The sequence below is a fragment of the Tardiphaga sp. 172_B4_N1_3 genome, from assembly GCF_052076035.1.
GTDB lineage: Bacteria > Pseudomonadota > Alphaproteobacteria > Rhizobiales > Xanthobacteraceae > Tardiphaga > Tardiphaga robiniae.
This window is the reverse complement of the sequence record NZ_CP197238.1, coordinates 4,929,937-4,950,469: the sequence shown is the minus strand read 5'-3', so window position 1 is coordinate 4,950,469 and position 20,533 is coordinate 4,929,937. Positions and strand designations below refer to the sequence as shown.

The following is a 20,533-nucleotide window of genomic DNA, read 5'->3' as shown; positions in this document are numbered from 1 at the left end:
ATGACAAGCCAGAGCAAAACGTGACAGCAGACAAACCGGCTTTCGTCGCGGTCGATTGGGGCACCAGCAGCTTTCGAGGCTGGTTGATGACCGCCGATGGCAGCGTGCTTGCGGAGACGCGCGGGCCTGAAGGCATGCTGCATTGCGCGGCTGCAGGCTTCGCTCCGGTGCTCGCTGATCATCTTGCCACACTTGGCGGAATGCAGAACGTGCCTGTGTTGATCTGTGGTATGGCCGGCGCACGACAGGGCTGGATCGAGGCGCCCTATCTGCACACACCGACACGCCTCGACGCCTTGCACGACGGTGCGCAGCGTGTCGACACGCAAGGCGACGTGCGTATCCTACCCGGCATCGCGCAAGCCAACGCCGCGGCACCCGACGTCATGCGCGGCGAAGAGACGCAACTGCTCGGCGTGACCGAACCCGACTTCACCGGTCTGGTCTGCATTCCCGGCACCCATAGCAAATGGGTCTGGATCGACGCCGGCAGCGTGGTGTCATTCACGACCTATATGACCGGCGAGCTCTTTTCGGTCATCACTCAACACAGCATCCTGAAACACGCGGTGGATCACGACGCACCGTCGCCCGCCGCGAATGACGCGTTCCGCGATGGCCTGCAACGCGCGCTCGATGCGCCGACGGGCCTCACCGCCTCGCTCTTCAGCCTGCGCGCGGCGCAACTGCTCGGCTTCCAGCAACAGGCCGACGGCGCGGCGCGGCTGTCGGGCCTCCTGATCGGCACGGAAATCGCCGATGCCGGATCGCGCTATGGTGCGCGGCAGCCGGTACGCCTGATCGGCGCCGGCGCGCTCAAGGATCTCTATGCGTCGGCGCTTGCAGCTGCCGGCTTCGAGGTCGCCATCGTTGATGCCGAACGCGCGTCGCAACACGGCCTGACCAAGGCCGCAATTCATCTGTGGGGAGCTCAGTTCACATGAACCAGCCAATCCGTTGGCCCACCGTGAAGCGTCCGCTCGTCGCCATCCTGCGCGGCGTGCAGCCCGACGAGGTGGAGAGCATCGTCGAGACGTTGATCGACACCGGCTTCGAGATGATTGAAGTACCGCTGAACTCGCCCGATCCGTTCGAATCCATCGCACGGATCTGCAAACGATTTGGCAACGACACCCTGATCGGCGCCGGCACTGTCCTCACCGCGAATGACTGCGCCCGCGTCGCCGATGTCGGCGGGCGTCTGATGGTGAGCCCGAATGTCGATGTCGATGTGCTGGCGATGGCGGTGAGCCGCGGCATGGTCACGATGCCCGGCGTGTTCTCGCCGACCGAAGCTTTCCTCGCGCTCCGCGCCGGCGCGTCCGCCCTGAAATTCTTTCCGGCATTGATCCTCGGCCCGTCCGGCATCGCCGCCATTCGCGCGGTTTTGCCCAGGGATGTCGTGATCGGGGCTGTTGGTGGTGTTTCCGATCGGAATTTCGCGGACTATGTCGCCGCCGGCATACAGGCCTTCGGCCTTGGCAGCAGCCTGTATCGGCCTGGAATGAGCGCTATCGAGGTGAAGGCGACCGCGCAGGCGTCTGTCGTGGCTTATGATCAGGCGATGGCCCGCTAGAAGCAGAGTGCAGTGTCTGTTTGCGGTTGTTGCGCGCGCTTCGCGAGGGACGGCAGAGCAAGAACGTCTCCGCGCCGCACGCATCGACCGCGCAGCACCAAACTGTCAAATTCAATGAATTGCTCTGAATATCAGAGACTTAGGAGCACTGTGGTGCCCAGGAAAGGACTCGAACCTTCACGGCCGTTAAGCCACTGGCACCTGAAGCCAGCGCGTCTACCAATTCCGCCACCTGGGCACGTGCGAGGCACGTGGCGCGGTTAGTAGGGGGCCGTTACGCGCTTGTCAAATTGCTTCGTTCAATTCCAAATCCGCTGTACAGGCCTCGCGCGTTGGCGTATCGCGAATTGGTCTAAATTCCCCCGTTTTGCCCTTGCATGACTGACTCAAGGAACTGATCCATGGCTGCCCCCATCGACACCCTCGTTACGGTTTTCGGCGGATCCGGCTTCGTGGGACGCCATGTGGTCCGCGCGCTGGCCAAGCGTGAATACCGGATCAGGGTCGCCGTGCGTCGGCCGGAACTGGCCGGCCATCTGCAACCGCTTGGCCGTGTCGGACAGATCAATATCGTTCAGGCCAATTTGCGTCACCCCGCCTCGATCAAGGCCGCGATGCGCGACGCCAGCATCGTCGTCAATCTGGTGGGTATCCTGACCGAAAGCGGCGCGCAGACCTTTGATGCCGTGCAGGCGCGAGGCGCCGGCGCGGTCGCGCAGGCTGCCGCCGAGATCGGCGCGCGGATGGTGCAGTTTTCAGCCATCGGCGCCGATGCCGATTCCGAATCGGCCTATGCCCGTGCCAAGGCGGCCGGCGAGCAGGCCGTGCTGGCGGCTGTGCCTTCCGCGACCATCCTGCGCCCGTCGATCGTGTTCGGCCCCGAGGATCAGTTCACCAATCGATTTGCCAATCTCGCCCGGATGGCCCCGGTGATGCCGGTGTTCGGCGCCACGACCAAGATGCAGCCGGTCTATGTGGGCGATGTCGCCCAGGCTGCGGCCGATGCCGTCGACGGCAAGACCAGGCCGGGCGCCACCTATGAACTTGGCGGCCCGGAAGTGCTGACGATGAATGAGATCATCGAGATCATTCTGACGACTATCGAGCGCAAGCGCATGACGCTGCCGGTGCCGACGGCCATCGCCAAGCTTCAGTCCTATTTCCTGCAATTTGCCCCTGGCGACTTCAAGCTGACGCCGGATCAGGTCACCATGCTTGGTGTCGACAATGTGGTGTCGGAAGCCGCCAAGGCGGCCGGTCTAACGCTGGATGGCCTGGGTATTGCCGCTGATTCACTGGAAGCTATTGCACCACAATATCTCTGGCGCTTCCGCGCCACCGGTCAGTTCGCACATAACGGCATAAACTGACGATATTGTCGTCCCCGCCAGGCACGCCGAAGGCGTGCGTGGAGCGGGGATGACAGCAGAGTGTTTGGCAAAATTCAGTAGCCCAGCGCCAGCGCGATCAGGCCGAGCGTACCGACGATCACGCGCCACCATGCGAACAACGCGAAGCCGTGGCGGGTCACGTAGCCGAGAAAGCTTTTCACCACGATGATCGCGGTGATGAACGATACCACGAAACCGATGGCGATGATCACACCGTGATCGACCGAGAGATCGGCCCGGCTCTTGTAGAGATCGTAGACGAAGGCACCGACCATGGTCGGGATCGCCAGGAAGAACGAGAACTCCGCCGCTGCGCGCTTTTCAGCACCGAGCAGCATAGCGCCGACGATGGTCGCGCCGGAGCGCGACACGCCGGGAATCATCGCCACGCACTGCGCCAGACCGATCTTGAGATACATCGGCAACGGGAACGTCGTGGCATCGTGATGCACGGGCTCAAGATCGAGCTGATCGACCCAGAGCAGGATCGCGCCGCCAACGATCAGCGAGAAACACACGACCCACGGATTGAACAAATAGCTTTTGACATAGCCGCCGGCAGCGGCGCCGATGATGGCAGCAGGCAGGAACGCGATCAGTACGCCGATCACGAAACGGCGCGCCGCAGCGTCGCCTTTGAACAGGTTCAGCGCGATATGCCACAACTTGCCGAAGTAAAGTGCAAGGATCGCCAGAATGGCGCCCAGCTGGATCAGCACGGCGAAGCTTTTCCAGAAATTGTCCTCGCCCAGATCGAAGAAGCGTTCCGCGAGCAGCAGATGCCCCGTTGAGGAAACCGGCAGGAACTCGGTGACACCCTCGACAATGCCGAGAATCACCGCCCTTATCGCATCAGACATCATCCGCTTATCTGTCCTTCGTCAGTGTGGGCCTGAAAAAGCCGGGTTCTTCTCGCCTATTCCCTTCATTGCTGCAATCGCAAATACCATCACATTCGCGGGTTGCCTCAGAGCCAAGCTTCGCTAGTTTGGCGCGCGCCGCGTGACACTTTTACCACCGACGCAACCGAGACGCTTTCTTAACGACCGCATAACTATCAAGGCCGGCATGTACACGCTTTACCATCACTCGTTCTGTCCGCATTCCCGCTTCATTCGTCTCGTACTCGGCGAATACGGACTCGATCTCACACTGGTGGACGAGCGGCCGTGGGATCGGCGCGAGGCATTTCTGGCGCTCAATCCTGCGGGAACTACGCCGGTGCTGCTCACCGACGGTTTCCCGCCGATTCCAGGCGCCGGAATCATCGCCGAATATATCGACGAGACCCATGGACCGGAGATGGGCGATCGCCGCCTGCTGCCTGTTGCGATGGCGGAACGCATCGAAGTGCGCCGGCTGATGGCGTGGTTCAACGAGAAATTCTTCGAGGAAGCATCCGGCCCACTGGTCACCGAGCGCATCTACAAGCGCTTCATGAGCGAAGAGGTCGGCGGCGGCGCCCCGGCGATGGATGTGATTCGCGCAGCCACCGCAAATGTGCGCTATCATCTGGCCTATATCGGCTGGCTGGCGCGGACGCGCAATTTTCTGGCCGGTGACCGACTGACTTACGCGGATCTGGTCGCGGCAGCTCATCTGTCGGCGATCGACTATCTGGGCGATGTGCCATGGAGCGAGGACGACGCAGCGAAGGCGTGGTACGCGCGGGTGAAATCCCGTCCGTCGTTCCGACCGCTGCTGAGCGAATGGCTGGCGGGCGTGCCGGCATCGCGGACCTATGTGGATCTCGATTTCTGAGCTCATCCGCTGACGACGACCGCGCCACGCTTCCCGCCGATCTCAAGGACACGCTGACGCGCGAGGCGAAGGCGCTGGGCTTCGATTCAATCGGGATCACCGATCCGGACGCCATCGCCGGCGTGCGCGAACGGCTGCAGGAATTTCTCAACGCCGGCGCCCATGGCGACATGGAGTGGCTTGCCGACAATCCCGACCGCCGCGCCGATCCCAAGGTGATGTGGCAGGACGTTCGGTCCGTCATCATGCTCGGCGTCAATTACGGACCCGACGAGAATCCGCTCGAGATCCTCAGGCAACGCTCGCATGCTGCGATCTCGGTCTATGCCCGCGGCGACGATTATCATGACCTCATCAAGAAGCGCCTGAAGCTGCTGGCGCGCTGGCTGATCGCGCAAGCCGGCGGCGATGTGAAAGTGTTTGTCGATACGGCTGCCGTGATGGAAAAGCCGCTCGCCGGTGCCGCAGGATTGGGCTGGCAGGGCAAGCATACCAATCTCGTCTCGCGCGAATTCGGCTCGTGGCTGTTTCTCGGCGCGATCTTCACCACGCTCGAACTGCCGCGCGATGCGCGCACCATCGATCACTGCGGCTCGTGCCAGGCCTGTCTCGACAGCTGCCCGACATCGGCCTTTCCGGCGCCTTACAAACTCGATGCTCGGCGCTGCATTTCCTATCTCACCATCGAGAACAAGGGCCCGATCCCCCACGAGTTTCGTAAGCCCATGGGCAACCGCATCTATGGCTGCGACGATTGCCTCGCCGCCTGCCCATGGAACAAATTCGCCCAGGAAGGCCGCGAGATCAAACTCGCCGCACGCGACGCGTTGCGCGCGCCGTCGCTGACCGAACTTGCGAAGCTCGACGATGCGGCTTTCCGCGCGTTCTTCACGAAGTCACCCGTGAAGCGCATTGGCCGCAACCGTTTCATCCGCAATGTGTTGATCGCCATCGGCAATTCGAACGACCTGTCGCTGATAGACGACGCGCAGCGACTGCTCAGCGATGAAAGTCCTGTGGTGCGCGGGGCAGCGATATGGGCGCTGTCGCAACTAATGCCCGCAGACGAATTTGCTGCGCTGGCCACGCAACTCGGCGACGCTGAAAAGGATGGGAGCGTGAACGACGAATGGCAGCTCGCGCTCAGTTCGTCAGATGTCGCGCCATCTCCGGCCGAGCTTTGAGCGCTTCACCCTGCTTGGCGACGATCTTGGCGATGCGCTCCGGCGCGAAATGCAAATCGACGAAGGCCGGCGCCGTATTGGCCACTTCATGATAGCTCACGATCTTGCCGTCACGCAGCGTCATGATCGCAACGCCTTCGAACATCGCGCGGCCGCCATTGGCTTCCGGGAGTTTCGAGCGATAACTGAACGTGTAGCGCGCATAGAGCGTGGTGCCGTCGCTGACGGGCGTGTGCATGTCCCAACGAAAATCTTCCGCGGTCCGATAGAACCAGTCGTCGACCATGTCGGCGATTTTGGCACGGCCTTCAAACGCACCATAGAAGACGTCGTGATAGACGCCGTCTTCAGTGAACAGCGCAGCGAAGCTATGGCCGTCACGCTGTTCAACGGCATCGCAAAATGCGCGCAAGAGTGCCGTAGCATCCATCCGAATCCCTCCCGCTGATTGATCGCTCTTTTCAGGCGAGCCTATTCAACGGTGCGGGTGATGCAATCAAAACTCCGCCACAGCCGACAATAGTCGCGCAATGTCCTGCGGGCGCGACAGCCGATGGTCGCCGTCCTGGATCATGGTCAACACGACATCTTCGCTCGGCAGCCGTTCGGCCAGGCGGAAAGCGTGCTGCCAGGGCACGTCGGGGTCCTGCCTGCCCTGAAGAATTCGCACGGGGCAACCGACATCGATCGCGCTGCCGAGCAGCAGGTGATTGCGCCCCTCTTCGATCAACTGCCGTGTGATCGGATAGGGCTCGCCATATTCCGACGGGCGCAGCCATTGACCGGTGGTCTCGATCTCCGCGCGAATATCCGGCGAAAAGCCTTTCCACATCAGCTCTTCGGTGAAATCCGGCGCCGGCGCGATCAGCACCAGACCCTTCAGCGTCGCGCGCCCCACTTTGCCGCGTCGGGCCAGCGCGCGCGCCAGCAGGAGTGCCATCCAGCCGCCCATCGACGAGCCGATCACTACCTGCGGACCCTGGCAGGCTGCATCGAACGCCGCGAGGCTATCCTCCAGCCATTGGCCGATGGTGCCATCGACGAAATCGCCGCCGGATTCACCATGGCCGGAATAATCGAAACGTACACAGGCCCGGCCATGGTCGGCGGCCCAGGCATCGAGCGCCACCGCCTTGCCGCCCTGCATGTCGGATTTGAAGCCGCTCATCCAGAACAGGCCCGGAGCAGCGCCATCGCGGACCCGCATGGCGATCTGGCGGCGGCTACTGCCTGTACCTGCCGTGATGAAAGTGGGGTCGGTCGATACCGTTGTGCTCATCAAACCATCCTTGTTCGACCCTGAAATGCCGCTTGCTGTTTGATTGAGCAGGTCGGGATCGTCAACGTCGATCCTCAAGGTCCATACCATCCCAGGGAACGTCCGCCTCGATGCCGCGTTGCGCTCCTGTCAACCACGGCTTGCAGAACGGGTCTGGGAACTCTATTTGACCCAAGTCAGCGGTGTATTGCGCCTATGGCCTTTCGCGTGACGAAATTGCCTCGTATTTGAGTGATTGACGCTGCGTTGCGTGAGTTTGCTTGCTCCAAACGCCTTATTCCTTCACACTGCGGCCTTCCTAAACAACATTGGAGAGTTACCCATTCGCCGTCCCAACAGAGCCCCGCCCGCCGCAACCAAAGACGGGCCGCGCACCAACGATGAAATTCGCAATCTGCAGATCCAGCTGATTGATCAGACCGGCCTCAACCACGGCACCGTGGAAACCATTGCTGCGATCAAGATGGCGATGGAAGCCGGTATGGATCTGGTCGAGATTTCGCCGAATGTGAGCCCCCCCGTCTGCAAGATCATGGACTACGGGAAGTTCAAATATTCGGCGCAGAAGAAGGCCGCCGAGGCCCGCAAGAAGCAGAAGATCGTCGAAATCAAGGAGATCAAGCTCCGCCCGATGATCGATGATCATGACTACGACGTGAAAATGCGCGCAATGCAGCGCTTCTTCGAAGAAGGCGACAAGGTTAAAATCACCTTGCGCTATCGTGGCCGCGAAATGGCGCACCAGGAAATCGGTACCAAGCTGCTCGACAAGGTCAAAGCAGACGTCGCCGAATACGCCAAGGTGGAGCAGGACGCGCGCTTCGAAGGTCGTCAGGTGGTGATGGTGCTCGCACCGCGCTGATCGTAGCGGCGACTGACCTTAACGAGGTTGGCAATCAGAATTTCGGCCCGTCAGATTTCTGGCGGGCCTTTTTCTTTGGGAGAGTATTCGGAGATCGTTCGGAGCTGGGCGGCTCAGCCCGAAATGAGGGCGAGTGCACCGGCCAGCGCGAGAGCCGCGGCGAGGCCAGCGGCTGCGAACATCCAGCGGGTGGCGGTCTGAGCAGCAGCATCTTGCTGGATGGCAACCGCCCTTGCGGCGGCACGTGCATTCCGGGCCATTGTCGTCGTCCCTCTGTTTCTCTGGTCCGGATCACATAGGCATCCGGGGCGCGTCGGACCAGTCTGAAGCCATGCGCTAAACAGAGTGTTGAGCCGCGTTAATCGTTGCCATCGGAGCATTCCTCTGCCATAAGCGCAACCTTCGTCGCCCGGCTGATTAAGGGCTGCCGTGTCGACGACTGTGCTGACTTCCCGCAAACGGCGGTTAGTTGAGCATTTTCAACGCTCTAACGAGCATTTTAGCCGACGCAACGCCTTTCGGGGCGCTTTCTGCGTGGCCATAGGAGAGCCAAATGCCCAAGCTGAAGACCAAGTCGGGCGCTAAAAAGCGCTTTAAAGTCACCGGAACGGGTAAGGTCATGGCCGCCCATGCCGGTAAGCGCCACGGTATGATCAAGCGGACGAAGAAGCAGATTCGTCAGCTCCGCGGCACCCGCGTGCTGTTCAAGACCGACGGCGACAACATCAAGCAGTACTTTCTGCCAAACGCCTGATCGCCCTTACGCCGCTTCATTGCGGCGGATATCACCCCTTTTGTTATTTCAGATGAAGGAGATCAGTCATGGCTCGCGTAAAACGCGGTGTGACGGCTCACGCCAAGCATAAGAAAGTCTACAAGGCCGCCAAGGGTTTCCGCGGTCGCCGCAAGAACACCATTCGCGCCGCAAAGGCCGCCGTCGACAAGGCCGGCCAATATGCGTTCCGCGATCGCAAGCGCAAGAAGCGTACGTTCCGCGCGCTCTGGATCCAGCGTCTCAACGCTGCCGTCCGTCCGCTCGGCATGACCTACAGCGTGTTTATCAACGGTCTCGCCAAGTCCGGCGTGACGGTCGACCGCAAGGTGCTCTCGGATCTCGCGATCAACGAGCCGGCGGCGTTCAACGCGATTGCTGAGAAGGCCAAAGCTGCACTCGCAGCCTAAGCCAGCAAAGGCCGCACTGGCGGCCTGAGCTCTCCACTCCGCGTATTCATCGACATTGTCATGGCCGGGCAGAAGCGTTCACGCGCTCCTGTCCCGGCCATTGACGTCTTAATCCCTGTGATACCCGTGCTGTAGAAGCTGGTGCCCGGCCTTCCGTCGGACGCGCAGACAGCAAGAGGCGCCCGCCTCTCTCATCGAGGTTGCTGATGTCCGATCTGACGACGCTCCAACAGACTATTCTGGCCGATATTGCCAATGCCTCCGACGAAGCCGCCCTGGAAGCCGTGCGCGTCGGCGCGCTCGGCAAGAAGGGTTCGATCTCCGCGCTGTTGTCGACTCTCGGCAAGATGACGGCAGAAGAACGCAAGACCGAAGGCGCGGCCATCAACCTGGCCAAGGACACCGTCACGCAGGCGCTGACCGCGCGCCGCGACGTGCTGAAATCCGCCGCACTCGATGCACGCCTCGCGTCCGAGACCATCGACGTGACGCTGCCGCTGCGCGATGGCCCCGCTGAGCTCGGCCGCATTCATCCACTCAGCCAGACATGGGACGAGTTGACGACGATCTTCGCCGATATGGGCTTCGCCGTCGCCGAAGGTCCGGACATCGAGACGGACGACTACAATTTCACCAAGCTGAATTTCCCTGAGGGCCATCCAGCCCGCGAGATGCACGACACCTTCTACTTCAATCCGAAGGAAGATGGCTCGCGCCTGTTGCTGCGCACGCATACGTCACCGGTGCAGGTGCGCACCATGCTGAGCCAGCAGCCGCCGATCCGCGTGATCTGTCCGGGCCGCACCTATCGCAGCGACTCTGACCAGACTCACACGCCGATGTTCCATCAGGTCGAGGGCCTGGTCATCGACAAGGGTTCGCATCTCGGTCACCTCAAATGGATCCTGCACGAATTCTGCAAGGCTTTCTTCGAGGTCGACAACGTCAATATGCGCTTCCGTCCGTCGTTCTTCCCATTCACGGAGCCGTCGCTGGAAGTCGATATCCAGTGTCGCCGCGACAAGAACGAGATCCGCTTCGGCGAAGGCGAAGACTGGCTCGAGATTCTCGGCTGCGGCATGGTGCATCCGAATGTGCTACGCGCCTGCGGCATCGATCCCGATGTGTATCAGGGCTTCGCCTGGGGCATGGGCATCGATCGTATCGCGATGCTGAAATACGGCATGGCCGACCTGCGTCAGCTGTTCGAAGGCGACGTGCGCTGGCTCAATCACTACGGCTTCAAGCCGCTTGAAGTACCGACGCTGGCCGGAGGACTGAGCACGTGAAATTCTCCCTCTCCTGGCTGAAGGATCATCTCGAGACCGACGAGTCGCTCGAGACGCTGACCGACAAGCTCACCATGATCGGGCTCGAGGTCGAACATATCGACGGTAAGGCGAAGCTGCTGAAGCCGTTCACGATCGCCGAGATCGTCACAGCCGTGCAACATCCCAATGCAGATCGGTTGCGCGTCTGCACCGTGAATGCCGGCGATGACAAGCTGCTGCAGATCGTCTGCGGGGCGCCGAATGCGCGCGCGGGATTGAAGACCGTCCTCGCCAGGCCTGGTACTTTTATCCCGGGTAAGGATTTCACCATCGGCCTCGGCAATATCCGCGGCGTCGAAAGCCAGGGCATGTTGTGCTCGGCCGGCGAACTCGGACTCCCCGACGTGATCGACGGCATCATCGAACTGCCCGCCGATGCGCCCGTCGGCGCGATCTATGCCGACTGGGCCAAACTCGGCGATCCCGTCATAGAAATCAACCTGACGCCCAATCGTCAGGACTGCACCGGCGTGTCGGGCATTGCGCGCGATCTCGCCGCGGCCGACATGGGCGTGTTCAAGAATCCCGGCATCAAGCCGATCAAGGGCGAATTCCCCTGCCCGGTGAAAGTCACCGTCGAAGACGCCAAGCTGTGCCCCGGCTTCGCACTGCGTCTCGTGCGCGGCGTCAAGAACGGCCCATCGCCGGAGTGGCTGCAGAAGAAGCTGACCTCCATCGGCCTGCGCCCAATCAATGCACTGGTCGACATCACCAACTTCCTGACCTTCGACCGCGCCCGTCCGCTGCATGTGTTCGATGCGTCCAAGGTAAAGGGTGACATCGTTGTCCGCCGCGCACGTGACGGCGAGACGCTGCTCGCGCTCGACGGCAAGACCTACACACTCGACAGCAAGGCCTGCGTTATCGCCGATGACAACGGCGTGGAATCGCTCGCCGGCATCATGGGCGGCGAAGCCTCCGGCTGTTCGGAAGACACCACCGATGTACTGATCGAATCCGCGCTGTGGAACGAGATCAATATCGCGCAGACCGGCCGCAGGCTCGGGATCAATTCCGACGCGCGTTATCGGTTCGAGCGCGGCGTCGATCCGGTGTTCATGGTGCCCGGTCTCGAACTGGCAACCAAGCTGGTGATGGAACTGTGCGGCGGCGCACCGTCGGAGAGCATCGTCGTTGGCAAGCCCTACGGCGACGACCGTATCATCGACTTCCCGATTGCCGAGGTGAAGCGCCTCGCCGCCATCGACGTGCCATTCCCGGAGATGCGACGCATCCTGACGCATCTCGGCTTCATGGTGGCCGGTAGCGGCCCCGTGGTGAAGGTTGCAGTGCCGTCATGGCGTAGCGACGTGACCGGCAAGGCTGACATCGTCGAAGAAGTCATGCGCATCTTCGGCGTCGACAAGGTGCCGATGACGCCGTTCCCGCGCGGCGATGCCCCGCGCAAGCCGGTACTGACGCAGATCCAGCAGCGCACCCGCCGCGCCAAGCGTGGACTGGCCGCGCGCGGCCTCGTCGAGGCCGTGACATGGTCGTTCATCTCGAAGCCGCATGCCGAGGTGTTCGGCGGCGGCGCGCCGGAACTGGCGCTGGCCAACCCGATCGCCTCCGACCTCTCCGACATGCGGCCGAGCCTGTTGCCCGGACTGATCGCAGCCGCTCAGGCCAATGCGCATCGCGGTTCGTCCGACCTAGCGCTGTTCGAAGTCGGCCAGATCTTCCGCGGCGATCGCCCGCAGGATCAGTTCATGGCTGCATCCGGCGTGCGGCGTGGCCTCGCCTCGTCGGCTGGCAACGGCCGTCATTGGTCAGGCGCCAGCGCTGCGAACGCACTCGACGCCAAGGCCGATGCCTTTGCAGTTCTCGCAGCCGCAGGTGCGCCGATGCAGGCGCTGCAGATCGTCGCTGGTGGCGCCGACTGGCTACATCCTGGCCGGTCCGGCACGATCCAGATCGGTCCGCAGAACGTCCTCGGTCATTTCGGCGAATTGCACCCGCGCACGCTCGAAGCACTCGGTGCCGACGGCCCGTTGATGGCGTTCGAAGTGATCCTCGATCGCATTCCCGACGCCAAGCAGAAGGCGACCCGCGCCAAACCGACTTTGGAGCTCTCGGCGTTCCAGCCTGTATCACGCGACTTCGCCTTCATCGTCGATCGCAAGGTCAGGTCCGGCGACATCGTCCGTGCGGCAGCCGGCGTAGACAAAAAGCTGGTCACCGATGTGACCGTGTTCGACGTCTACGAAGGCAAGGGCATCGACGACGACAAGAAGTCGGTGGCAATTGCGGTCACGATCCAGCCGCGCGAGAAGACGCTGACTGATCAGGAAATCGATGCGGTGGCAGCGAAGATCGTGGCGGAAGTAACGAAGAAGACGGGCGGCACGTTACGCGCATGATGGAATCACTCGGCCTGGTCCAGTATTCGACCACGTCGCTCGTTTTTATCACCGTCACCGCCTTCATCGCCGGACTGGCCCGCGGGTTTTCGGGCTTCGGTTCGGCGCTGATCTTCATGCCGCTCGCCTCAAGCGTGGCGGGCGCGCAGGTCGCGTCGCCCTTGCTGCTGTTGATCGACTTCTCGACTACGCTGACGCTGATCCCGAACGCCGCAAGACGAGCCGACAGGCGCGACGTCAGCATCATTTCGCTGGGCGCACTTATTGGCGTGCCGCTCGGCACGATGGCCTTGGCCTGGGCCGATCCGCTGACTGTTCGTTGGGGCATCGTCGCACTGATCGTCACGATGCTGACGCTACTGATCTCCGGCTGGCGCTATCCCGGTAAGCCGACCGTTCCGGTGACGGTCAGTGTCGGCGGCGTCGCCGGCTTTTTTGGTGGCTTGGCGCAACTCGGCGGCCCGCCGATAGTGATGTATTGGCTGCGAGACGCCGCAGTCGCTGCCGTCACCCGCGCAAATATCATCCTGTATTTCGCGGTTGCAGACGTCTTGATCATCATCAGTTATACGATCGGCGGATTGTGGAGCACGGCCATCCTTGGGCTCGCGGTAGTGACCGGCCCCCTGTTCGGCCTCGGCCTGTGGATTGGCTCGAAACTGTTCGGCAAGGCCAGCGACGAGCTGTTCCGCAAGATCTGCTACGCGCTGATCGCCGTCTCGGCGCTGATCAGCCTGCCGCTGTTCGACGGGATATTTCACTGACGCTTGCGTGACTTGCGGCGCCAGCCGCCGCGGCGCTAGGGTCTCTCCAATTCAAGAACAACGGGAGACGACCATGATCGATCGCCGCGACATGCTGAAGTTTGCCGCTGCCGGCGCCATGGTCTTCGCGGCGCGCCCCGCGCTGGCGCAGACGCCGGCAAAACCGCGCACCAGGATCATATTTCTCGGCACCAAGGGCGGCCCACGCGTCGGCGTCGGTGCATCCAATCCAGCCAATCTCGTTGTGGTCAACGACACGCCATTCGTGATCGATTGCGGCATGGGCGTCGGCCGGCAACTGGTCAATGCCGGCGTGCCGCTTCCCTCGGTGAAGTATATCTTCATCAGCCACCACCATTCCGATCACAATCTGGAATACGGCAACTTGTTCTACAATGCTTGGGCCGCAGGCCTCTCGACGCCGATCCACTCGTTTGGTCCCAAGGGCATCGAGGCAATGACCCGGACTTACTGGGAGTTGAACAAATTCGACGTTGATACCCGCATCGAAGATGAAGGCCGCCCCGATCCGCGGCCGTTGCTCGTTGCCAAGGATATCACCGAGGATGGCGTGGTGCTGCAGACCGTCGACGTCAAGGTGACAGCCTTCCGCACTCCGCATCCGCCGATCGTCGACAGCTTCGCCTACAAATTCGAGACGCCCGACGGCGTCATCGTGTTCTCCAGCGACACCGCTTACAACCCGAGGCTAGCAGAGTTCGCCAAGGGAGCGGACGTGCTGGTGCATGAGGCACTTTACGTGCCCGCTGTTGACCGGCTGGTGATCAAGACGAAGAACGGCGCAACGCTGAAAAAGCATTTGATGGAAAGCCACACCACCACCGAGGATGTCGGCCGCATCGCCGCCGCGGCTGGCGTGAAGGTGCTGGTGCTCAGCCACTTCGTGCCGGGCGACGATCCCGAAGTCACCGACGAGGACTGGATCTCGGGCGTGCGAAAGAATTTTTCCGGCAAGATCATCGTGGCCAAAGATCTGATGCAGCTGGCGCTACCGGTGTAGCGCCAATAGCAGCCTCACGTCGCGGCTACTCCAACCCCGCTCCGCTCGACCGCTGCCGCCGCTGCTTCGTCCGCACCGGCTTGTCTGGTTCCGGCTCTTTCATTGCGCCGATCTTCTTGAGCGCCGCCTCTGCTGCGCGCTCGCCGCTTTCCCATGCGCCATCGACCGTGCCCCACAATGTTTCGTGCGTGGCTTCGCCGGCAAGGAACAGATTGCCCATAGGCTCAGCCAATACGCGGCGCGAGGCCTGGCCACCCGGTGCGGCCCCCGACATGGCTCCGAGCACGAATGGCATCGTATCCCAGCGCGTCGTTGCAGAACGCTTGATCGCCGGTTTGATATCGGAGCCGAACAGCTTCGTCAGCCATTCAACGGCGAAAGCCACCATCGCGGCCTCGCCCTGAGTTGCAAGGTCGCGGCCGAATGCGCCCGCGACATCGACGGTACACAGCGATGACCCGCCAATGTTCGCAAACAGTGCACCGGTACGTGTGCTCGTGCTTTGTTCGACCATCAGCTCATCGCGACCCAGCCCGAGCGGATTGCCAGTAAACTGTAGCGCGATACGGTCATAGCTGCCGAGGCTGAGTTTTGCCGCCGCGTCGAGCTGCCGCTTTGGCAGTTCCGGCGTGAACTTGATTGTCCCCGACGACAACACATTGCTTGATGCGGTGATGATCACCGCCCGCGCCGCAATGCGCCCTGACGCCGTCTCAATGCCGATGTCGCGTCCGCTCCAGGTCACGCGCGTCGCAGGGGTCGACAGCGCCACCGGAACGGCCTCGCCGAGCTTGCCCATCAACGCCCCGAGCCCCTGGCGCGTGGCAACATCGATGGCGCGATCCTGCGCGCGCGAGAGATCCAGCGTCGAGAGATCCTTGAGGTCCTTGCCGGTCGCATAGGCCCCGAGCACGAAATCGATCGTGCCCGCCCAGTCCCCGAGGTCCTTCGGCAGCGCCGCGGCGCAGGAGATGTCGGCACGGCGCGCTGCTTCGTCGATGGCGCGATTGGCCCGCACGACCGCAGCGAGCAATTCCTCGGTCTCGCCGGCGCGGGCATTGCGACGGCCGATACGTAGCTTCTGGCTCGGCGGCGATGGCGCGACATCAATTCCCACCGGCCGGGCAAGCTTCACCACTGCGTTGGTTTCCGGCGTGTGCAGCCAGCGCGCGCCGCGATCGAACGGGGCGTCGAAACTTGTCGCGTCTGTCATGCACCGTCCGCCAATCCGGCTGGAGGCCTCGACCACGATCACCTTGCGATTGGCCGCCTGGATACGACGCGCCGCAGCGATGCCCGCAGCGCCCGCGCCAATCACGACAATGTCAGCATCCCGCGGCAGCGACGCGGCCAATGTCCTTGCGCCGAACAGCGGCACAAGTGTCAATGCTGCGGACGCCGACAGGAAATCTCGGCGTGAAATCGTCATGACATGGTTTCCGAAATTTTATGATGCATGAGAACGTCTCGCGAACCTTGCCGTATTCGAGGGTGTGCGGCAACCGTCGTGGTGAATGAATCGTCACCAGCGCCGCGCGGGCATGAACCAAATTGCAATGGCTCTCGACCATGATGGAGCCAGGGAAAGCGGTCGACATGAACCGCGCTGGGGGAGTCACGATCATGGGCCTCATGCTCGATACGGTCGGGAAACTGATCGCGAAATATCTGCAGAAGGAGCTGCCCGGCTACGAGCCATTCACGCCGAGCGACCCCGAACGCCTGCGCGGTATCATCGAGGAAGGTGACGTGCTGCTGGTCGAAGGCAACAACCGCGTCTCCGGCATCATCAAATATCTCACGCAATCGACCTGGTCGCATGCCGCGCTCTATGTCGGCCCAATCGATGGTGCTGCAGAGCCGAACGGCGAGCCGCATGTGCTGATCGAGGCCAATATCGGCGAAGGTGTCACCTCGGCACCGCTGTCGAAATATTATCCGTTCCACACCCGCCTGTGCCGCCCGGTCGGTCTGTCCTACGAGGACCGCACCACTGTGTGTCGCTACGCCATCAACCGGATTGGCTTTGGTTACGACACCAAGAACATTCTCGACCTGATGCGCTTCCTGATCCCGCTGCCAATACCGCAGCGCTGGCGGCGGCGCATGATCGCTTTCGGCTCCGGCGATCCCACCAAGATCATCTGCTCGGCATTGATCGCGCAGGCTTTCGATGCCGTGCGCTATCCGATTCTGCCGAAAATCACCCGCGCCGGTAGCCGCCAGGCCCGTCGCGAGATTCTGCACATCCGCGATTCATCGCTGTATATGCCCAGGGATTTCGATATCTCGCCCTATTTCGAAGTGGTGAAGCCGACCATTGAACTCGGATTCGACTACACGGCATTGCATTGGGCCGACAAACAAAAGCCGCTCCGGGAGGTGGCGGGCACTTTCGATCCATTTCCGGACGTCTTCGGCACGCCGACGCTCATTCCTGAGACGACTGACACGGAAGCGGAAGTGGCTGACGAAGACGTGAGCAGGCCTCGGATCAGGCTTATCGCCTGATCCGCCACTTCAAGACTTGACCGCGCCCGCTGTGAGTCCGCCGACCATGTAGCGCCGAAAGGCGTAATACACTGCGGCTGGTGGTAGCGCGTAAATAAAGCCCGTGGTCATCAGCAATTCCCAGGGCGAGTCATCAGCGGCCAGGAAGTTGCCGAGCGCGACGGGTAGCGTGATCTCGGTATCCTTGGACAGCAGCAGGAAGGCGTAGAGATATTCGTTCCAGGCGAGCAGCAGCGCATAAGTCCCGATCGCGACCAGCGATGGCAACATCAGCGGCACATAGACCATCCGAAACAGTTGCAGCGGCGTCGCGCCGTCCATGATGGCGGCTTCGTCGAGCTCGAGCGGCAGCTTGTCCGACGCCTGCTTGAGCACCCAGATCGCATAGGGCGAAGCAATGGTCACCATCGCCAGGATCAGCGACCAGTGATTGTTGAGCAGGCCGTAATTGCCCATGGTGCGATACATTGGCACAGCGAGGAATGCGGCGGGAATGAAATAGGTGAACAGCGCCATGTTCATCACCGTTCGGCCGCCGCGGACGCGCAGGCGACTGATCGCAAAGGCCGCCGATGTCGCAATCACCAGCGTCAGCGCACCGACCGCCACCGCGATGACGACCGAGTTCAGGAACTGCGCCCAGAAATCGCGCAGGAAATAGTGCTGCTGATTGAACACGATTCTGAAATTGTTCAGCGTCGGATGGTCGGGCCACAACTTGCCCGCGAACGCATCCTGCTTCGGCGAGATCGCGAACAGGAACATGTGGTAGATCGGAATCAACGTCCAGATCAGCACGGGAATGCCGATCAGCAGCAACCGCGCTTCGGTGCCGACTTCTCGTAGCGTTGGCACTCTCATCGGGTGAACCTCTTCATCGAGAGAGCCGTTTCATCATGAAATAGACCAGCGGCAGCACAAGCGGCATCGCGCAAACGATGGATGCCATCGACATGTCGAGCTGATCGAGGCGGAGATAGCGAATCCCCAATGTGGACAGAACATGAGTGAGATCCGCTGGCCCGCCTCCCGTCAACAGATAGACGCTGTTGAAGTCGCCGAGCGTCCAGATCATCGAAAGCAGCGTGCAGGTGAGATACAGCGTCTGCATCGATGGCCAGGTAATGAAGCGGAATTTCTGCCACCAGCTGGCGCCGTCCACATCGGCGGCCTCGAACATGTCCGTCGAGATTGCCAGACGTCCTGTCATCAGGATCAGCGTCCAGAACGGCAGCGACTTCCAGATGTGGACCATGATCGCCAGCGTCAGGCCGATGGCGGGATCGTTCAGCCAGTTGGGCCCATCCTCGCCGGTAAACTTGAAGATCAGATTATTGACCACGCCCCATTCGGGATTGAACATGAAGCGCACCGACAGGATGGTCGGGATCGACGGCACCGCCCAAGGCAGGATGAACAGTACCGACAGCCAGCGTATCCATGTCCGTGACTGCACGAAGAAGCCGGACAGAAACAGAGCGATCAGCATCTTCACATTGATGCCGATAATCAGGAAGATCAGCGTGTTGACGACGGCGCGCGCGAATACCGGATCGTTATAGAGCGCGACGTAACTCGCCGGGTGCCGCGCCAGCCACAAGCCATAACCGATCGGATAGACCACGAAGGCGGCGAACACGAGCAGATAGGGCGCGATCATCACGACGCCCCAGACCTGCGGCGTCGTCAGGCGGGCCGACCATGGCCGGCGTGGCAGCGTATCGGCGGGAGCGGGATAGGTGATCGTGGCCATGCTGTACACCATTGCAAAAGCCGGCCGCGAGGGGCGGCCGGCTTTGTCTCGGACTAACCCGCGATTTCCTTGATGCGGGCGATCAACTCATCGACGGCCTTCTCGACCGGCACCTTCTCGCTGACCACGCGGTTCATCGCCTTGGCCCAGACGTTCTCGTTATTGAGGATCGTGAACTTGTAGTTCTTCACGAAATCGAACGACGAGGTGCCTCCCGTGAACTGGGTGTAGACCGCCTTGCGATGCTTGTCGGCCTGCCAGAACGGGCTTGCCTGTCCGGCCTTGGTCACCGGGAACCAGCGACCCAGCGCACCTTCGACATAGGGGCCAAGGTTTTCCTCTTCCATCAGGAACTTGACGAATTCCTTGGCGCCCGCCTTGTTCTTCGACTGCGAGAAGATCATCCCCGTCTTCACGTCTGAGCGATACTTGATCGGCGTGCCGTCCGGCTTTAGCGGGAACGATGCCGTAACGATCGTCTCTTCATAGGCCTTCTTGCCGGCCGCGCGCTGCTCCGGCGTCAACGTCTGGTTTTGCGAATCCTCGAACCACTTCGCCGCGATCGAAATCGTGAAGTTGTGGGTCATGATGATGCTCTTGTTGTGGAAGGCGACATTGTTGTCGGGGTCCTTCCACGTCGTCGAGGATGGCGGCGTGCAGCCCTTGATATAGGTGTCGGTATAGTCCCTGAGCGCGCCGATCAGACCTTCCTTGACCTTGGGGTCGTCCACCAGAAGCTTGCCATCGTCGTCCACCAACTTGACGTTATAGGCATCCATGAAGGTGTAGAACGATTGCAGCGAGTCCGTGGACTCCACGCCCATCGGCTGGCCGACACCATAGGCACGGCTGCCTGACGCCTTGCGATAGGCCGGCTGGACCTTATCGCACCAGAACGACCAATAGCCCTTCCAGTCCTTGGGAATATCGCTGATCTTGTAGCCGGCCTGCTCGAGCAGATCGCTCCAGATCTCCACATGCATCGACTGCTGCTTCAGCGGAAAGCCGTAATACGCCTTCTTCTTGGTCTGGCCGTTCATCAGATAGGCCGTCTCGACCGTATTCGGCGCGAATTTATCCATCATCGGCTTTAGGATGTCGGTGATATCTTCCAGCTTGCCTTCGAAGGCCCATTTGCCGGATGCCTGCACATCGTAGGTGTCGGCATAGGCGACATCCGGCGGCGTACCGGAATCCAGCGCAGCCACGGTCTTCGGGATCATGTCCTGTATGGCATATTGCGAGAGTTCGACCTTGATCTTGGTTTTGTCTTCGAACTTCTTGATCGCCGCCAGCAGCGATTCATCTTCAGACTTATAAAACCCCTTGCTGAACCAGACGGTGATGCTTTGCTGCGCGAAGGCGGGCGCTGCGGTCAGAAACAAGCCGGAAGCGGCAGTGGCGAAAACAAGCGCACGGGTACCCTTGGTGATCAAGACGTCGTCCTCCCTGATGATTGTTTTTCTTGAGACTACCTCTTTCTATTTATCCGTCCAGTGAAGAAGTCGATGCTGCGCTGCACTTGTCTGACAACTTCGCAAGGGTTACGTCTTCGTGA

21 protein-coding genes and 1 tRNA gene are annotated in these 20,533 nt (G+C 61.3%); 13 read left to right on the top strand and 9 right to left on the bottom strand.

The annotated features are described in order from the left end of the window. Positions 1-20 precede the first annotated feature (20 nt). Positions 21-944, top strand: coding sequence for a 2-dehydro-3-deoxygalactonokinase (locus AB7783_RS23465; RefSeq protein ID WP_441278921.1), 924 nt, complete (start codon positions 21-23; stop codon positions 942-944). Further along, complete coding sequence (locus AB7783_RS23460) at positions 941-1,576, top strand: 2-dehydro-3-deoxy-6-phosphogalactonate aldolase (RefSeq protein WP_441278920.1); 636 nt, start codon at positions 941-943, stop codon at positions 1,574-1,576. The genes AB7783_RS23465 and AB7783_RS23460 overlap by 4 nt, the downstream gene beginning before the upstream one ends. Before the next feature lie 151 nt (positions 1,577-1,727). On the opposite strand, the gene AB7783_RS23455 is transcribed toward AB7783_RS23460, so the two are convergent. Then, positions 1,728-1,814, bottom strand: a tRNA-Leu gene (locus tag AB7783_RS23455). A 163-nt stretch (positions 1,815-1,977) separates the two neighbouring features. On the opposite strand from AB7783_RS23455, the gene AB7783_RS23450 reads away from it, so the two are divergent. Next, the gene (locus tag AB7783_RS23450; protein WP_439078861.1) at positions 1,978-2,946 is read left to right on the top strand and encodes a complex I NDUFA9 subunit family protein; all 969 of its coding nucleotides are present in this window, start codon (positions 1,978-1,980) and stop codon (positions 2,944-2,946) included. Between the two features lie 74 nt (positions 2,947-3,020). Here the strand turns inward: AB7783_RS23450 and AB7783_RS23445 are convergent, their stop codons facing one another. Then, a complete protein-coding gene (locus AB7783_RS23445; RefSeq protein WP_170849629.1) occupies positions 3,021-3,830 on the bottom strand; it encodes an undecaprenyl-diphosphate phosphatase in 810 nt (269 codons plus the stop codon). A 205-nt stretch (positions 3,831-4,035) separates the two neighbouring features. On the opposite strand from AB7783_RS23445, the gene AB7783_RS23440 reads away from it, so the two are divergent. Further along, positions 4,036-4,728, top strand: a complete 693-nt coding sequence (locus tag AB7783_RS23440; RefSeq protein WP_068730287.1) for a glutathione S-transferase family protein — start codon at positions 4,036-4,038, stop codon at positions 4,726-4,728. Further along, a complete protein-coding gene (gene queG / locus AB7783_RS23435) occupies positions 4,677-5,912 on the top strand; it encodes a tRNA epoxyqueuosine(34) reductase QueG (protein WP_441278919.1) in 1,236 nt (411 codons plus the stop codon). Before AB7783_RS23440 ends, queG begins: the two co-directional genes overlap by 52 nt. On the opposite strand, the gene AB7783_RS23430 is transcribed toward queG, so the two are convergent. Beyond that, positions 5,872-6,342 carry a nuclear transport factor 2 family protein gene (locus tag AB7783_RS23430; RefSeq protein ID WP_441278918.1) on the bottom strand — a complete coding sequence of 157 codons (471 nt, stop codon included), beginning with the start codon at positions 6,340-6,342 and terminating at the stop codon, positions 5,872-5,874. The two genes, queG and AB7783_RS23430, sit on opposite strands and share 41 nt — an antisense overlap. A 66-nt stretch (positions 6,343-6,408) precedes the next feature. Then, the gene (locus tag AB7783_RS23425) at positions 6,409-7,191 is read right to left on the bottom strand and encodes an alpha/beta hydrolase (RefSeq protein ID WP_441278917.1); all 783 of its coding nucleotides are present in this window, start codon (positions 7,189-7,191) and stop codon (positions 6,409-6,411) included. A gap of 322 nt (positions 7,192-7,513) precedes the next feature. Here AB7783_RS23425 and infC point away from each other — a divergent pair, with 322 nt between their 5' ends. Continuing rightward, the gene (infC, locus tag AB7783_RS23420) at positions 7,514-8,053 is read left to right on the top strand and encodes a translation initiation factor IF-3 (protein ID WP_086936983.1); all 540 of its coding nucleotides are present in this window, start codon (positions 7,514-7,516) and stop codon (positions 8,051-8,053) included. A gap of 113 nt (positions 8,054-8,166) precedes the next feature. Here the strand turns inward: infC and AB7783_RS23415 are convergent, their stop codons facing one another. Further along, entirely contained in the window at positions 8,167-8,313 is a 147-nt protein-coding gene (locus tag AB7783_RS23415) for a hypothetical protein (protein WP_176454502.1), read from the bottom strand. A gap of 293 nt (positions 8,314-8,606) precedes the next feature. Between AB7783_RS23415 and rpmI the strand changes: the two genes are divergently transcribed. The 6 genes from rpmI to AB7783_RS23385 all read left to right on the top strand — a co-directional run bounded on the left by rpmI (position 8,607) and on the right by AB7783_RS23385 (position 14,711). Further along, positions 8,607-8,807, top strand: a complete 201-nt coding sequence (gene rpmI / locus AB7783_RS23410; protein WP_068730283.1) for a 50S ribosomal protein L35 — start codon at positions 8,607-8,609, stop codon at positions 8,805-8,807. A gap of 68 nt (positions 8,808-8,875) precedes the next feature. Continuing rightward, a complete protein-coding gene (rplT, locus tag AB7783_RS23405) occupies positions 8,876-9,235 on the top strand; it encodes a 50S ribosomal protein L20 (RefSeq protein ID WP_068730282.1) in 360 nt (119 codons plus the stop codon). 206 nt (positions 9,236-9,441) lie between these two features. Further along, positions 9,442-10,524, top strand: a complete 1,083-nt coding sequence (gene pheS, locus AB7783_RS23400) for a phenylalanine--tRNA ligase subunit alpha (RefSeq protein ID WP_441278916.1) — start codon at positions 9,442-9,444, stop codon at positions 10,522-10,524. After that, positions 10,521-12,926: a phenylalanine--tRNA ligase subunit beta gene (gene pheT, locus AB7783_RS23395; RefSeq protein ID WP_441278915.1), complete on the top strand. Its 2,406-nt coding sequence runs from the start codon at positions 10,521-10,523 to the stop codon at positions 12,924-12,926. Before pheS ends, pheT begins: the two co-directional genes overlap by 4 nt. After that, complete coding sequence (locus AB7783_RS23390) at positions 12,923-13,690, top strand: sulfite exporter TauE/SafE family protein (protein WP_244558212.1); 768 nt, start codon at positions 12,923-12,925, stop codon at positions 13,688-13,690. The genes pheT and AB7783_RS23390 overlap by 4 nt, the downstream gene beginning before the upstream one ends. Positions 13,691-13,763: 73 nt before the next feature. After that, positions 13,764-14,711, top strand: a complete 948-nt coding sequence (locus AB7783_RS23385; RefSeq protein ID WP_441278914.1) for an MBL fold metallo-hydrolase — start codon at positions 13,764-13,766, stop codon at positions 14,709-14,711. A gap of 25 nt (positions 14,712-14,736) precedes the next feature. On the opposite strand, the gene AB7783_RS23380 is transcribed toward AB7783_RS23385, so the two are convergent. After that, positions 14,737-16,140 carry a flavin monoamine oxidase family protein gene (locus tag AB7783_RS23380; protein ID WP_441278913.1) on the bottom strand — a complete coding sequence of 468 codons (1,404 nt, stop codon included), beginning with the start codon at positions 16,138-16,140 and terminating at the stop codon, positions 14,737-14,739. A 194-nt stretch (positions 16,141-16,334) separates the two neighbouring features. Here AB7783_RS23380 and AB7783_RS23375 point away from each other — a divergent pair, with 194 nt between their 5' ends. Next, complete coding sequence (locus AB7783_RS23375) at positions 16,335-17,222, top strand: YiiX/YebB-like N1pC/P60 family cysteine hydrolase (protein ID WP_120287707.1); 888 nt, start codon at positions 16,335-16,337, stop codon at positions 17,220-17,222. Positions 17,223-17,231: 9 nt separating this feature from the next. Here the strand turns inward: AB7783_RS23375 and AB7783_RS23370 are convergent, their stop codons facing one another. From AB7783_RS23370 to AB7783_RS23360, 3 genes are read right to left on the bottom strand one after another with little or no spacing between them, the layout of a single operon-like run. Further along, positions 17,232-18,083 (bottom strand): carbohydrate ABC transporter permease, encoded by an 852-nt coding sequence (locus AB7783_RS23370; protein WP_068730277.1) that lies wholly within the window; start codon positions 18,081-18,083, stop codon positions 17,232-17,234. 13 nt (positions 18,084-18,096) lie between these two features. Continuing rightward, positions 18,097-18,975 (bottom strand): carbohydrate ABC transporter permease, encoded by an 879-nt coding sequence (locus AB7783_RS23365; protein ID WP_441278912.1) that lies wholly within the window; start codon positions 18,973-18,975, stop codon positions 18,097-18,099. A 53-nt stretch (positions 18,976-19,028) separates the two neighbouring features. Beyond that, complete coding sequence (locus tag AB7783_RS23360; RefSeq protein WP_089263039.1) at positions 19,029-20,411, bottom strand: ABC transporter substrate-binding protein; 1,383 nt, start codon at positions 20,409-20,411, stop codon at positions 19,029-19,031. Positions 20,412-20,533: the final 122 nt, after the last annotated feature.